Consider the following 14,421-nt stretch of genomic DNA (forward strand, 5'->3'; position numbering starts at 1 on the left):
TCGATCTGCTGCGGACATGCCCCGGCGTCCGGCGCAACGCTCTGACCGGCGCGCTTAACCATCGGTGAGAAGAACCGCCGGTCACCAGCCTTCGCTGACCTCAAACGACAAGCTCAGGCGTCCAGGCCCGCCAGGACCAGCGGCAGCCGGTCCGCGCCGCCGTCGGCGATACGGACCGGGGACGCCCCAGTCCTGCTGGTGCACATGGCAGGCCGGGTACTCGTTCGACCCCGCGCCGGAGCCGCTGTCGGACGCGGTGTCGTCGCAGGAGGCGGCCATCGCGGACACGTGCAGCACGCCCTCCGTCACCGCCCCGTCCGCGAGAACGAGATCGCGGCTCAGGTCCGTGCCCGTGCCCGCGCCGTCCGCCAGCAGCTCAGGTGGCGAGGCGCTGACGATCAGCCGGGTCGAAGGGCCGTAGCGCTCGTCGAGCTTCTGCCCCGCGGGCGCCTGGAAGACCACGTCCAGGCGCAGCTTCCCCGGGGCGACATCGGTCGCGGCACGCTGCGTGCGGTGGGCGACGGCCTCGACCCGTACGGCCTCCTCCGGCAGCCGCAGCCGGGTCAGCCGGTGGCGTGCGGACTCGACCACGACGATGTCGCCGTCGGCGAGCACGGCGCCCGACGGCTCGCGCAGATCGGTCGCGAGCGTGCTCACCTCGCCGGTCGCCGGATCGTAGCGGCGCAGGGCGTGGTTGTACGTGTCGCTGATGGCGACGGAGCCGTCCGGGAGCGCGGTCACGCCGAGCGGGTGCTGGAGGAGCGCCTGCCCGGCGGGCCCGTCCCGGTGCCCGAAGTCGAAGAGGCCGGTCCCGACCGCCGTACGCACGGCGAAGCCGTCGCCGTCCCGCTCGACCCAGCGCACCGCCGAGGTCTCGGAGTCGGCGATCCAGAGCCGGTCGTCCGTCGCGGCGAGCCCCGACGGCTGGGCGAACCAGGCTTCGGCGGCCGGGCCGTCGACCAGCCCCTCGTTCGTCGTCCCGGCCACGGCCTCGACGGTCCGCGCCGCCGGGTCGTACGTCCACAGCTGGTGGACACCGGCCATCGCGATCCACAGCCGGCCGGCGAACCACGCCACATCCCACGGCGAGGAGAGGTTCACATCCCGGGCCGGCCCTGAGGTGGGGGAACCCTGCCACCACTGGAGCCCGGTCCCGGCGATCGTCGTGACCTCGCCGGTGGCGGGGTCGTACGAGCGCAGGGCGTGGTTCACGGTGTCGGCGACGGCGACCGCGCCTCCCCCAGACTCCGTCCGGGTGGGGGTACCCCAAGCGGTAGCTGGGGGAGTGCCCCCAGGCAGCAGCGCGAGACCCTGGGGCTCGCTGAACCGTGCCCGTTCCGGCCCGCCGTCCGCCAGCCCGCGCTCACCGGTCCCGATCCGCCGCACCACCGTCTCGCCGTCCGCCGCGAGCTCCACCAGCTGGTGACGCGTCGTGTCCGAGACGAGGAAGGTGCCCCCGGGCAGGACGAGCGCCTTGCCGGGGAAGCGCAGTTCGGACGCCACCGGCTCCGGCGGCACGTACGGACCGTCGCCGCGTCGCAGCGTGCCCTTGGCGGCGTGCGCGGTCTCCAGCTCCTCGACGAGTTTCCCGATGGCGTGGGCATGCCCCTCACCCGCGTGCTGCGCGACGACGTACCCCTCGGGGTCGATGACGACGAGCGTCGGCCACGCCCGGACCGCGTACTGCTTCCAGGTCGCCAGCTCGGGGTCGTCGAGGACGGGGTGGTGCACCTCGTACCGCTCGACGGCGTCGACGACCGCCTGGTGCTCGGCCTCGTGCACGAACTTCGGCGAGTGGACCCCGATGATCACGACGGTGTCGCGGTGCTTCTCCTCCAGCTCCCGCAGCTCGTCCAGGACATGCAGGCAGTTGATGCAGCAGAAGGTCCAAAAGTCCAGAATGACGATGCGTCCTCGCAGGTCGGCGAGGGTGAGATCGTTACCGCCTGTGTTGAGCCAGCCGCCCTTGCCGACGAGCTCGGGGGCGCGGACGCGTGCACGTGGAGCCATGGTTCAAGCCAACCACATCAGGCGTACGGCCTATTCCGGCAGTCACCGGGCGGCGGAACGGGAACACCCCACCCATGAAATACCTGGTGCGGGATCGGATCTTCGGGATCGGCGAGGACTACTGGATCGAGGACGAGCAGGGCCGCAAGGCCTTCCTCGTCGACGGGAAGGCGCTGCGGCTGCGCGAGACCTTCGAGCTGAAGGACCCGCAGGGGCGGGTGCTCGTCACCATCCGGAAGAAGATGCTCAGCCTGCGCGACGCGATGCAGATCGAGCGCGAGGACGGCAGGCTCGCCGTGATCCGGAAGAAGCGCCTCTCGCTGCTCAGGAACCACTACCGCGTCGAGCTCGTGGACGGCACCGAACTCGACGTGAGCGGCAGGATCCTCGACCGGGAGTTCACCGTCGAGTACGAGGGCGAGCTGCTGGCCCATATCTCCCGGCAGTGGTTCCGGGTGCGGGACACATACGCCGTGAACGTCCTGCGGGAGGACGCGGACGCGGCGCTGATCATCGCCGTCGCGGTGTGCGTGATCCGGCTCGCGGAACGCGAGCGAGGCGTGGGCGGGGACGACTAGAGGGGACGACCAGAGGGGACGACTAGAGCCGGCCGCGGAGCGGCTCCGGCAGGCCCAGGACGCGGTCGCGAAGGACCGGGAACTGCTCACGGGTCTCTGCCACCTTCCCCGGATCCAGCTCGACGCTCAGCACCTGTTCCGCCTCGCCCGCCTCGGCCAGCACCTCACCCCACGGGTCGACGACCTGGCTGTGCCCGGCCTGCTCGACCCCGCCGTGGGTGCCGGCCGAGCAGCAGGCGAGCACATACGCCTGGTTCTCGACGGCGCGGGCGCGGGCCAGCAGGGTCCAGTGCGCGCGGCGGCGGGCGGGCCACCCGGCCGGTACGACGAGGAGCGTGGCGCCCGCGTCCGTCAGCTGCCGGAACATCTCGGGGAAGCGGAGGTCGTAGCAGGTGGCCAGACCCGCGACCGCGTCCGGGAGTTCGACGGTCGCGATCTCGTCCCCGCCGCCCATCATCACGGCCTCGCCCTTGTCGAAGCCGAAGCGGTGGATCTTGCGGTAAGTGCGGCGCAGCGCGCCGTCGGGGCCGAAGACCAGGGAGGTGTTGTAGAGGGTGCCGTCTCCGGCCCGCTCGACGACGGAACCCGCGTGCAGCCAGACCCGCGCCGCGGTGGCCGCGGCCCCCATCGCCCGGGCCGTCGGGCCGTCCTCGGCGGGCTCGGAGTTCGCGTCGAAGTCCTCGTACGCGAAGGCCCCAACCGGCCACAGCTCGGGCAGGACGACGAGGTCGGCACCGGCCTGCTCGCGGACGAGCCCGGCCACGCGTTCGCGGCGCGATCCGACCGACTCATGGGGGTTCACGTCGATCTGGAGCAACGAGGCGCGCACACTACCACCACCCTCGACATTCGAGTGTTCGATTCGCCCAGCAACGGGGCCTACGATTCAGTCCCGAAAGCACTGCCGGGGTGCCCGTGCGCAGCGTAACTTAACTGCCAGAGCAGAGGCTCGAGCACCCAGCCCGCGTCCAACCGCCCGAGGGGTCCCGTGACCGTCCATCCAAGTCTGCAGCCCTACATCGACGCCTGGACTCACTCCATCGAGGCGATATCCGAGCTGGTTTCACCGCTCGTCGAGGGCGAGTGGAACCACGCCACCGACTGCCCCGGCTGGTCGGTGCGCGACGTGGTCTCCCATGTCATCGGCGTCGACTGCGAAATGCTCGGCGATCCGCGCCCGATCCACACCCTGCCCCGCGACCTCTACCACGTGACGAACGAGCAGAAGCGCTACATGGAGGTCCCCGTCGACGTACGGCGGTGCCACACCGCACCGGAGATGACCTCGGAACTGGAGTACACGATCATCCGCCGCTCGCGGCAGCTGCGGAACGAGACGCGCGATCCCGGTACGAAGATCCGCGGGCCGCTCGGTGCCGAGCAGACCCTCGAAGAGGCCCTGCAGTGGCGGGCGTTCGACGTCTGGGTCCATGAGCAGGACCTGCGCCGCGCGCTGGGCAAGCCGGGCAACCTCGACTCGCCGGGGGCACTGGTCACCCGCGACTACCTGGTGGAGGCCCTGCCGGAGGTCGTCGCCAAGGACGCGGCCGCGCCCGCGAATTCGGCGGTGGTCTTCGATGTGCACGGCCCGCTGGAGTTCATGCGCACGGTCCGGGTGGACGCCGAAGGGAAGGGGTCGGTCAACGGCAGCCCGTCGCTGGGCCCGGCGGTGACGCTGACCCTGGACTGGGAGGCGTATGTGCTGCTGGCCTGCGGGCGAGGCAGGCGGGAGGCGCTGATGGAGCGGGTGAAGGTCGAGGGCGACCAGGCCCTGGCGCAGGCGATCCTGAAGGAGTTCACCGTCACGCCGTAGTCCACGCCGTAGTCCACGCCCTGACCCGCGCCGCTGCCCGGACGCCCCGCCGGGCGGCCTGTCACGGCGCGATGTTGTGGTTCAGGCGGAAGAGGTTGCCGGGGTCGTAGCTGCGCTCGGCCTCGGGCAGGCGGCCGTAGTTCTGGCGGTAGTTGACGCGGACGCGGTCCTGGTCGTCGTGGTCCATGAAGTTGACGTAGCCGCCCTCCGTGGAGTACGGCCGGAGGGCGGCGGAGTAGTCGCGCACCCCAGTCGCCGATCGCCTCCCCTCCTCCGCCTCCGCCCAGGCGAGGTAGCAGTGCTCGGCGCCTCGGGCTCGCCGCCGAGGGGGCGTACCCGGCCGGTCGTCCCCCGCCGCGGCATAGCCGGAGCCTTCATGCGCGCGGTGAGTTCAGCCACGCGCGGCTCCCTTCTCGCGCTCCGCGAGCGGGACTGCCTCTGTGCCCAGGAGTAGGAGCCGAAAAACGCCTCGGGGCCCCTGCCCGACCGACAGGGGCCCCGAAGCGGGCGGCGCGGCGTGCGCGCCGAGTTCAGCGGCTCTTCGCTCTCCGCTCTAGAAGGCGGACTCGTCCAGCTCCATCAGGGACTGGTCCACGGTCTCGGCCAGGCCCCGCTGCACGGAGACGCCCGGCAGAATGTTGTGCGCGAAGAACTTCGCCGCGGCGATCTTGCCCTCGTAGAACGCCTTGTCCTTCGCTGTGGCGGAGGCGAGCTTCTCGCCCGCGACCGCGGCGCCCTTGAGCAGCAGCCAGCCGATCACGACGTCGCCGGAGGCCTGCAGCAGGCGGGTGGTGTTGAGCCCCACCTTGTAGATGGACTTGACGTCCTTCTCGGTGGCCGCGAGGTCGGTCAGCATCGCGCCGACGATCGCCTCCAGGTCCACCGCGGCCTTGGCCAGCTCGTCGCGGGCCCCTGCCAGGTCCTCGCCGCCGGTGGCGTCGGCCAGGAACTTCTTGATCTCCTCCGACAGGGTGGTCAGCGCCTGGCCCTGGTCGCGGACGATCTTCCGGAAGAAGAAGTCCTGGCCCTGGATGGCGGTGGTGCCCTCGTAGAGGGTGTCGATCTTGGCGTCCCGGATGTACTGCTCGATCGGGTACTCCTGCAGGTAGCCGGAGCCGCCGAAGGTCTGGAGCGACTGGGCCAGCTGCTCGTACGACTTCTCGGAGCCGTAGCCCTTCACGATCGGCAGGAGCAGGTCATTGAGGCGGTTCGCGGCGGAGGCGTCCTCGCCCGCGGCCTCCTTGATCAGGATCTCGTCCTGGACGGAGGCGGTGTAGAGCACGAGGGCGCGCATGCCCTCGGCGTACGCCTTCTGCGTCATCAGCGAGCGGCGCACGTCGGGGTGGTGGGTGATGCTGACGCGCGGCGCGGTCTTGTCGGTGAAGTTCGCCAGGTCCGGGCCCTGCACGCGCTCCTTGGCGTACTCCAGCGCGTTCAGGTAGCCGGTCGACAGGGTGGCGATGGCCTTCGTGCCGACCATCATCCGCGCGAACTCGATGATCTTGAACATCTGGCGGATGCCGTCGTGCTTCTCGCCGAGCAGCCAGCCCTTGGCCGGGTGGCGGTCGCCGAAGGTCATCTCGCAGGTGTTGGAGGCCTTGAGGCCCATCTTGTGCTCGACGTTGGTGGCGTAGACGCCGTTGCGGTCGCCGAGCTCGCCGGTCTCCCAGTCGAAGTCGTACTTCGGCACGATGAAGAGGGAGAGGCCCTTGGTGCCGGGGCCGTGGCCCTCGGGGCGGGCGAGCACGAAGTGAATGATGTTCTCGGACATGTCGTGCTCACCGGAGGTGATGAAGCGCTTCACGCCCTCGATGTGCCAGGAGCCGTCCTCCTGCTGCACGGCCTTGGTACGGCCGGCGCCGACGTCCGAGCCGGCGTCCGGCTCGGTCAGCACCATGGTGGAGCCCCACTGCCGCTCGACCATGCGCTGGGCTATCGCGTGCTGCTCCTCGGTGCCCTCGTCGTGGAGCACACCCGCGAAGGCCGGCCCCGAGGCGTACATCCACACGGCCGGGTTCGAGCCGAGGATCGTCTCGGCGAAGGCCCAGAGGAGCGAGCGCGGGGCGGCGGTGCCGCCGATGGCCTCCGGGATGCCCAGACGCCACCACTCGGCGTCCATGTACGCCTGGTAGCTCTTCTTGAAACTGTCGGGGACAGGCGCGGTGTTGGTGTCGGGGTCGAAGACCGGCGGGTTGCGGTCGGCGTCGGCGAAGGAGTCGGCCAGCTCGTTCTCCGCGAGCCGGGCGATCTCGGAGAGAACGCTCTTGGCGGTCTCGACATCCATCTCCTCGAACGGGCCGGTGCCGTAGACGGCGTCGCGGCCGAGCACCTCGAAGAGGTTGAACTCGATGTCGCGGAGATTCGACTTGTAGTGCCCCATGGCGACGGCTCCGTTAGGGATCAGGGAGGCGGGTTCCTCATATGCGACCAGCAGATGCCTAACGATGATGCTACCGGCCGGTAATAAGAATCAACCCCATCGGGGCATCTGTGACGAGGCTCTAATGTTCGGGCCGGTGATCAGCGGGCCGTCGTGAGCCGCTTCCCGTCGTGGGTACGTGGCGTTCACCGCTGCGCCCGAGCCGGGATCCGGGACCTGAACCACATGCCATCGCGAGACTCTGTCAGGCCTGGTTCGCATGCCGGCCCCGCGGATTCGTTGATCACGCAGACCGGAACGGCTCCCGCCACATCCGTGCCAGAGCGTGGGAGTTGTGGCGACGCGGGGCCCCGTCAACGGCCCCTGCCTCACCACGGCACCAACGCGGTGGGACTGGACGCAAACGCAGCATCACACCCAGTGATGCCCGTTGTGCAAGCTCGGCACTGTAGCGACGGGTGGTTGGCTACGCTTGCGGGCATGTACGGCTACGACCAGACCGCGGGCGCGGGTCAGCAGTACGCCGCGCCGCCGCCCCCGCAGCAGCATCAGGCGCCCGGCGGCTACGGTGAGCAGCCGCTCTACCCGGAGCCCTCGCCGCCGTCGCTCGCCGACGCGGTGCGGGCCTTCACCACCGGCTCGATGTCGGCGGAGGACTTCCAGCAGATCTTCTCGACGTCGAAGGTCTACTGCCCGCGGGGCGACGGCCCGGGCTTTCTGGCGCTGCACAACACGCAGCAGCCGGTGATCCCGATGTTCACCTCGCTGAAGGAGCTGCGGCGCTACGCGGGCAAGGAGTCGAAGTACTTCGTGATCACGGGCGCCGAGGTGCTGGACCTGCTGCCGACCGGGTACGGGTTCGTGCTCGACATGGACGGCGAGCACCGGATGGTCTTCGATGCGAAGGCCGTCGAGCAGATGGTCGACTTCGCGATGCGGCGCATGTATGGCTAGCGGCCCGCCCCGGGCTGGTCGAGTAAGCCCCCACCGCCATGGGCGGTGGGGGCTTACTCATGCCCGCAACATGCCTGGGGAATACCGGCGCCTTGCGTGGACGTTAAGCCTTCAACTAAATTCCTCGCGAGAGGCCAGGAGGCGGCCATGCCCGCAGTGACTGTCGAGAACCCGCTGACCCTGCCGCGCGTCACCGCCCCGGCCGGGTCCGAGCCGCGTGCCGTGCTCGCCGTCGCCACGGCGCCGAGCGGTCTCGAGGGCGAGGGCTTCCCGGTGCGCCGGGCCTTCGCCGGCATCGACTACCGCTACCTCGACCCGTTCATCATGATGGACCAGATGGGCGAGGTGGAGTACGCGCCCGGGGAGCCGAAGGGAACCCCGTGGCACCCGCACCGCGGCTTCGAGACCGTCACGTATCTGATCGACGGCACCTTCGTGCACCAGGACTCGCACGGCGGCGGCGGAGTCATCAACGGCGGCGACACACAGTGGATGACGGCCGGGTCCGGGCTGTTGCACATCGAGGCCCCTCCGGAGTCGCTCGTCGTGAGTGGCGGCCTCTTCCACGGGCTGCAGCTGTGGGTGAACCTGCCGCGCAAGGACAAGATGATCCCGCCGAAGTACCAGGACATCGCCGGTGGTCAGGTCAAGCTGCTGGCGTCGTCGGACGGCGGGGCGCTGCTGCGGCTGATCGCCGGTGATATCGAGGGCCACCGCGGGCCCGGTTCGACGCACACGCCGATCACGATGATCCACGCCTCGGTCAGCCCGGGCGCGGAGCTGACGCTGCCGTGGCGGGCGGAGTTCAACGCGCTGGCGTACGGGCTGGCCGGGCGCGGTACGGCCGGTGCGCGCGGTGCCGGCGGTGCGGGCGCGGAGGGGCGGCCCTTCCGCATGGGGCAGGCGGTCGTCTTCGGGCACGGGGAGTCGCTGACGGTGCGGGCGGACGAGACGCAGGAGTCGCGGAGCCCGAACCTTGAGGTGGTGCTGCTGGGTGGGCTGCCGATACGTGAGCCGATGATGCAGTACGGGCCGTTCGTCATGAACACGCATGCCGAACTGGCGCAGGCCTTCGAGGACTTCCAGGCGGGCCGCCTGGGCGTCATCCCGACCCACTCCTAGCGCCTGGCCCGGGGCCGGGCGCAGCATAACCGGCCACCGGCCTGTGGATGCGTACGAAACGGGCGCTCCGGCGGGGGCTGGCGCATCGTGACCGGGTGCGGCCCGGTGGCCGGGGTGTGCCCACCCTCCCCCAGCTACCGCTGGGAGGTGCCCCCAGCCCCGCGGAACGAATGCCCACACCCGGGTGGCCCTGTCCGGGGGGCGCGGCCCCCAGTCGGCTGGTGCGCTGGGGCCGTGAGCGATCGCGAGCCGCCGCTGTTGCCGCGCGGGGCGCGCCGCACGGCGGCCTGGTGCGGCGTCGCCCTGCTCGTCGCCGGTGTCGCCGCCGCCACCATCTGGCTCTGCGTGGAACTCGAGGCCGCCGTCACCCCCATCCTGCTGGCCATGCTCGGCACCGCGCTCCTCGGCCCGCTCAACCGCAGGCTGCTCACGCTGAGGCTCAACCGCTCGCTGGCCGCCGGCCTCACCTGCGTGGCGCTGATCGCGGTCGTCGGCGGCGCCGTCTACATCGTGGTCGGCGCGCTGGCCGACAGCGGTGACCAGATCATCGCGTCGCTCAGGGACGCGGCCAAGGGAGTCGCGGACCACTTCGGCGCCGCGGGCACCTCGCTCGACGACCTCGCCTCCAACGCCAAGGACCTGATCGGCAGGTTCGGCGGCACGGCGGCGTCCGGGCTGATCACCGGCGTCAGCATCGTCGGGCACCTGATCGCCGACGCCGTACTCGCGCTCTTCCTCACCTTCTTCTTCCTGCGCGACGGGCACCGCGCGGCCGCGATGCTGCACGGGCTCGCGCCGCGCGGCGGCGGTCCGCAGCTGGAGGCCATGGCGCGGCGGGCGTTCCGTGCGGTCGAGGGGTTCATGCGCGGGACGACGTTCATCGCGCTCATCGACGCGATCTTCATCACCGTCGGGCTGTTGATCCTGCGGGTTCCGGGCGCCGTCGGGCTCGGGGCGCTGGTGTTCGTCGGCGCGTACATCCCGTACCTCGGCGCGTTCATCTCCGGCACGGTCGCCATCCTGGTGGCACTGGCCGACCGCGGCTTCGCGGTCGCGCTGTGGGTGCTGGGCGTGGTGCTCGCGGTGCAGGTGCTCGAGGGGCATGTGTTGCAGCCGATGATCCAGAGCCGGGTGGTCCGGATGCACCCGGCGATGGTGATGATCGCGATCACGGCGGGTGCGAGCATCGCGGGGGTCCTCGGGATGCTGCTCGCGGTGCCGCTGTCCGCGGCTGCCTTCGGAGTGATCTCCGAGCTCCGGGCCCGTTACGCGGCCGGTTCCTCCCCCTCGAGTTCCCCGCCCCCGGGACCCGGACCCGACCCCGGACCGGAATCCGGACCCGACACCGGCCCCGACTCGTAGAGCTCGAACCAGATGCACTTGCCCTCGCCCCGCGGGTCCACGCCCCACGCTTCGGCGAGCATCTCCATCAGCACGAGACCGCGCCCGGAGGAGGCCATCTCGCCGGGGCTGCGCCGGTGCGGCAGCTCGTCGCTGGCGTCGGCGACGTCGACGCGCAGCCGCCGCGCGCCGCGCGCGCCGACGAGCTCGGCGATGATCAGTGCGTCTCCGTCGGTGTGCAGCAGTACGTTGCTCGCCATCTCGGAGATCATCAGGACGGCCGCGTCGATCTGCTCGTCGTCGGCCCAGTCGTGCAGCAGCTCTCGCAGCTGCTGCCGTACGAGCGCGACCTGCTCGGGCGCCGCCTGCGGGACGGACAGGACCGTACGGCGGATCGGCCGCGGCGCCTCGCCCTCGGCGGGGTGACAGCCGCCGCCGGGCGCGTTGCGGCGGAGCAGCAGCAGTGCGATGTCGTCCTCGCGGCGGTCGGCGAGCGGCCCGGTCATGTGGTGCGAGGTCGGCCCGTGCACGGCCTGGACCAGCGCGTCGGCCAGCGACTCCATGTCGCCCGAGTGCTTCTCGACGGTCTCGCGCAGCCGCTGCCAGCCGGTCTCGAGGTCGTGGCCGCCGGTCTCGATCAGTCCGTCCGTGCAGACCATCATCAGCTCGCCGGGCTCCAGCGCCAGCCGGGTCGTCGGGTAGTCGCTGTCCGGGTCGATGCCCAGCGGCAGCCCGCCCGCGGTGGGCCGGAGCAGCATGGTCCCGTCGCTCATCCGGGTGGCGATGTCGGGGTGTCCTGCGCGCGCGATGTCCAGGGTGCCGGTCTCCGGGTCCACCTCGATGTAGAGGCAGGTGGCGAAGCGGGGGTCGCCCGCGCTCGCGCTCTCGCCGTCGGGCCACTGCTCGGCGAGTCCGGCGAGGAAGCGCGAGGCGCGGGAGAGGACCGCGTCGGGGTGGTGGCCTTCGGCGGCGTACGCGCGCAGGGCGATCCGCAGCTGGCCCATGAGACCGGCCGCCCGTACGTCGTGCCCCTGGACGTCGCCGATGACCAGGGCTATGCGGCCGGACGGCAGCGGGATCATGTCGTACCAGTCGCCGCCGACCTGGAGGCCGCCGCCGGTCGGTACGTACCGCGCGGCCACCGTCATGCCGGGGATGTCCGGCTGGACGGTGGGCATCATGCTGCGCTGCAGCCCGGTGGTCAGCTCGCGCTCGGACTCCTGGACGCTGGCGCGGGAGAGGGCCTGGGCGAGCATCCGGGCGACCGTGGTGAGGACCGAGCGCTCGTCGGGTGTGAAGGCGACCGGGTAGCTGAAGGCGGCCATCCACGCGCCCATGGTGCGGCCGCCGACGATCAGCGGCAGGAAGGCCCAGGACTTGCGGTGGAAGCGGGCGGCCAGCGGCCAGGTGGAGGGGAAGCGGCTCTGGTAGTCCTCGGGGCTGGGCAGATAGATCGCGCGGCCGTTCCGTATGACCTCCGCGGCCGGGTACTCGGTGTCCAGCGACATGTGGAGAAAGGGGCCTTCGTCGCCGTCCTGGTAGCCGTGGTACCCGATGATCTTCAGCCGGTCCCCTTCGACCCCGAAGACGGCGAGCCCGTCCGGCGAGAAGCCGGGCATCGAAAGCGTGGCGGCCACGCGCAGCACCTCGGAGGTGGAGCGGGCCTCGGCGAGCGCCCGGCCCGCGTCGAGCAGGAAGGCCTCGCGAGAGCGCCGCCAGTCGCCGGTGACCCGGCTGTGCACGGCCGCGGCGGTGCCGGGCTGCGGCTCCGGGACCTCCTGAAGCGTGCCGGTCAGCTCGTAGTCGTCGCCGCGCAGGTACTGGCGGGAGCGGCTGCGGACGATCCGCAGGACCTTGCCGTCGTCCGACATGATCCGCAGCCGGGCCTCGGCGAGGGTCCCCTCGGCGACCGCCAGGTTGATCACGCCCTGGATCTCGACCCAGTCGACGGGGTGGAAGCGGGAGCGTACGGCGGATTCGGTCAGGGTGACGGGCACCGCGGGCAGGCCCAGGAGCCGGGCGGCCTCGGCATCCAGGGTCACTTCCCCCGAAGCGCTGTCCCATCGCCAGAGGCCGGTCGCGATGGAGGCCAGGACATCCTCGGTGCGCATTGCACCACATTATGGTGCTTTCTCCGGCTTTGACGACCGGCCGGACGCCGGGGGTACGCAGGAGGCGCCCGGGCGCCTCGACGGGGGCCCCTCCGCGCCGGGGGATCGCGGGCGACGGCCGGCCGGACGGCGGGCGGGGCGACGGAGGCGTGCCGGTACCCTTGCACAAGCCCCTGCCGTGTGCTGCCCAGCGCTCACCCAGGGCCCACGACCCCGACCAGACGACTTGGATGAACGATGCATCGGTACCGGTCCCACACCTGCGGCGAGCTCCGTGCCGCTGACGTCGACGCCGACGTACGGCTCAGCGGCTGGCTGCACAACAGGCGGAACCTGGGCGGCATCCTCTTCATCGATCTCCGGGACCACTACGGCCTGGTCCAGCTCGTCGTACGTCCCGACAGCCCGGTCAACGAGAAGCTCAGCCACCTCCCCAAGGAGACCGTCCTCCGGGTCGACGGCAAGGTCCTGGCCCGCGGCGCCGAGAACGTGAACCCCGAGCTGCCGACCGGCGAGATCGAGGTCGAGGTCGGCGACGTCGAGGTGCTCGGCACGGCAGACCCGCTGCCCTTCACCGTCTTCCCCGAGGACGGCGTGAACGAGGAGCGGCGTCTCGAATACCGCTTCCTCGACCTGCGCCGCGAGCGCATGCACCGCAACATCATGCTGCGCACCGCCGTCATCTCCGCCATCCGGCAGAAGATGACCGCGCTCGGCTTCAACGAGATGGCGACCCCGATCCTGTCCGCGACCTCGCCCGAGGGCGCGCGCGACTTCCTGGTCCCCTCCCGGCTGCACGCGGGCAAGTTCTACGCGCTGCCGCAGGCCCCGCAGCAGTTCAAGCAGCTGTTGATGATCGCGGGCTTCGACCGCTACTTCCAGATCGCGCCCTGTTTCCGCGACGAGGACGCCCGCGCCGACCGCTCGCCCGGCGAGTTCTACCAGCTCGACGTGGAGATGAGCTTCGTCGAGCAGGAGGACGTCTTCCAGGTCATCGAGAAGGTCATGACCGATCTCTTCGAGGAGTTCGGCAACGGCCGCCACGTCACCTCGCCGTTCCCGCGCGTCCCGTTCCGCGAGGCGATGCTGAAGTACGGCACGGACAAGCCCGACCTGCGGGCGCAGCTCGAGCTCGTCGACGTCTCGCACGTCTTCGCGGACAGCGGCTTCAAGGCCTTCGCGGGCAAGCACGTACGGGCCCTCGCGGTGCCGGACACGGCGGACCAGCCGCGGAAGTTCTTCGACCAGCTGGGCGAGTTCGCGGTCCAGCAGGGCGCGCAGGGTCTGGCGTGGGTCCGTATCGGCGAGGAGAACAAGCTCACCGGGCCGATCGCCAAGTTCCTCACCGAGGCCGACGTCGAGAAGCTGGTCGCCGAGGTCGGCGGCAAGCCGGGCACGGCGGTCTTCTTCGGTGCGGGCGAGTTCGACGAGGTCTCCAAGATCATGGGCGCGGTCCGGGTCGAGGCCGCGCGCCGGGCCGGGCAGTTCGAGGAGAACGTCTTCCGCTTCTGCTGGATCGTCGACTTCCCGATGTTCGAGCGGAACGAGGAGACCGGCGAGATCGAGTTCTCGCACAACCCGTTCTCCATGCCGCAGGGCGGCCTCGAGGCGCTCCGCACCAAGGACCCGCTGGACATTCTGGCCTGGCAGTACGACATCGTCTGCAACGGCGTCGAGCTGTCCTCGGGCGCGATCCGGAACCATGAGCCGGAGGTCATGTACGAGGCGTTCCGGATCGCCGGTTACGCGAAGGAGGAGGTCGAGCGCGAGTTCGGCGGCATGCTCCGCGCCTTCCACTTCGGCGCCCCGCCGCACGGCGGCATCGCTCCCGGCGTGGACCGCATCGTCATGCTCCTGGCCGACGAGCCGAACATCCGGGAGACGATCGCCTTCCCGCTCAACGGGAACGCGCAGGACCTGCTGATGGGTGCGCCGAGCGAGGTCGACGAGGCCCGCCTGAAGGAGCTCCACCTGAGCATCTACAAGGGCCCGGCCAAGCCGACGCCGTACAAGCCGACCAAGTGACCCGCTGGTGGGCATTCGTTCCGCCTGGGGGCACTCCCCCTGGCTTCGCCGGGGGCACCCCCACCCAGCGGTAGTCCATGGGCCTAA

Annotated in this window: 9 protein-coding genes and 2 pseudogenes; 6 read left to right on the top strand and 5 right to left on the bottom strand. The window is 70.8% G+C overall.

Translation table 11 applies throughout. The annotated features are described in order from the left end of the window. Positions 1-113: 113 nt before the first annotated feature. Positions 114-2,010, bottom strand: a pseudogene (locus ACTWP8_RS13800) (NHL domain-containing thioredoxin family protein). A 74-nt stretch (positions 2,011-2,084) separates the two neighbouring features. Between ACTWP8_RS13800 and ACTWP8_RS13805 the strand changes: the two are divergent. Continuing rightward, a complete protein-coding gene (locus tag ACTWP8_RS13805; protein WP_443322434.1) occupies positions 2,085-2,588 on the top strand; it encodes an LURP-one-related/scramblase family protein in 504 nt (167 codons plus the stop codon). A gap of 22 nt (positions 2,589-2,610) precedes the next feature. On the opposite strand, the gene ACTWP8_RS13810 is transcribed toward ACTWP8_RS13805, so the two are convergent. Then, positions 2,611-3,417, bottom strand: a complete 807-nt coding sequence (locus ACTWP8_RS13810; protein ID WP_443322435.1) for a carbon-nitrogen family hydrolase — start codon at positions 3,415-3,417, stop codon at positions 2,611-2,613. Between the two features lie 159 nt (positions 3,418-3,576). On the opposite strand from ACTWP8_RS13810, the gene ACTWP8_RS13815 reads away from it, so the two are divergent. Then, positions 3,577-4,401: a maleylpyruvate isomerase family mycothiol-dependent enzyme gene (locus ACTWP8_RS13815; protein ID WP_443322436.1), complete on the top strand. Its 825-nt coding sequence runs from the start codon at positions 3,577-3,579 to the stop codon at positions 4,399-4,401. A gap of 61 nt (positions 4,402-4,462) precedes the next feature. Here ACTWP8_RS13815 and ACTWP8_RS13820 read toward each other — a convergent pair. Together ACTWP8_RS13820 and ACTWP8_RS13825 are read right to left on the bottom strand one after the other, a co-directional pair. After that, positions 4,463-4,648 (bottom strand): annotated as a pseudogene (locus tag ACTWP8_RS13820) (BBE domain-containing protein); the annotation flags it as partial. A gap of 306 nt (positions 4,649-4,954) precedes the next feature. Continuing rightward, positions 4,955-6,781, bottom strand: coding sequence for an acyl-CoA dehydrogenase (locus ACTWP8_RS13825; RefSeq protein ID WP_443322437.1), 1,827 nt, complete (start codon positions 6,779-6,781; stop codon positions 4,955-4,957). Positions 6,782-7,261: 480 nt separating this feature from the next. Here ACTWP8_RS13825 and ACTWP8_RS13830 point away from each other — a divergent pair, with 480 nt between their 5' ends. The 3 genes from ACTWP8_RS13830 to ACTWP8_RS13840 all read left to right on the top strand — a co-directional run bounded on the left by ACTWP8_RS13830 (position 7,262) and on the right by ACTWP8_RS13840 (position 10,219). After that, complete coding sequence (locus ACTWP8_RS13830; protein WP_443322576.1) at positions 7,262-7,735, top strand: SseB family protein; 474 nt, start codon at positions 7,262-7,264, stop codon at positions 7,733-7,735. Between the two features lie 147 nt (positions 7,736-7,882). Continuing rightward, entirely contained in the window at positions 7,883-8,857 is a 975-nt protein-coding gene (locus ACTWP8_RS13835) for a pirin family protein (protein WP_443322438.1), read from the top strand. A 234-nt stretch (positions 8,858-9,091) separates the two neighbouring features. Next, a complete protein-coding gene (locus tag ACTWP8_RS13840) occupies positions 9,092-10,219 on the top strand; it encodes an AI-2E family transporter (RefSeq protein ID WP_443322439.1) in 1,128 nt (375 codons plus the stop codon). Here ACTWP8_RS13840 and ACTWP8_RS13845 read toward each other — a convergent pair. After that, the gene (locus tag ACTWP8_RS13845) at positions 10,123-12,309 is read right to left on the bottom strand and encodes an ATP-binding SpoIIE family protein phosphatase (protein ID WP_443322440.1); all 2,187 of its coding nucleotides are present in this window, start codon (positions 12,307-12,309) and stop codon (positions 10,123-10,125) included. The two genes, ACTWP8_RS13840 and ACTWP8_RS13845, sit on opposite strands and share 97 nt — an antisense overlap. A gap of 237 nt (positions 12,310-12,546) precedes the next feature. Between ACTWP8_RS13845 and aspS the strand changes: the two genes are divergently transcribed. Next, positions 12,547-14,334 (top strand): aspartate--tRNA ligase, encoded by a 1,788-nt coding sequence (aspS, locus tag ACTWP8_RS13850; protein ID WP_443322441.1) that lies wholly within the window; start codon positions 12,547-12,549, stop codon positions 14,332-14,334. Positions 14,335-14,421: the final 87 nt, after the last annotated feature.

The sequence above is a fragment of the Streptomyces sp. 7N604 genome (assembly GCF_052245475.1).
GTDB lineage: Bacteria > Actinomycetota > Actinomycetes > Streptomycetales > Streptomycetaceae > Streptomyces.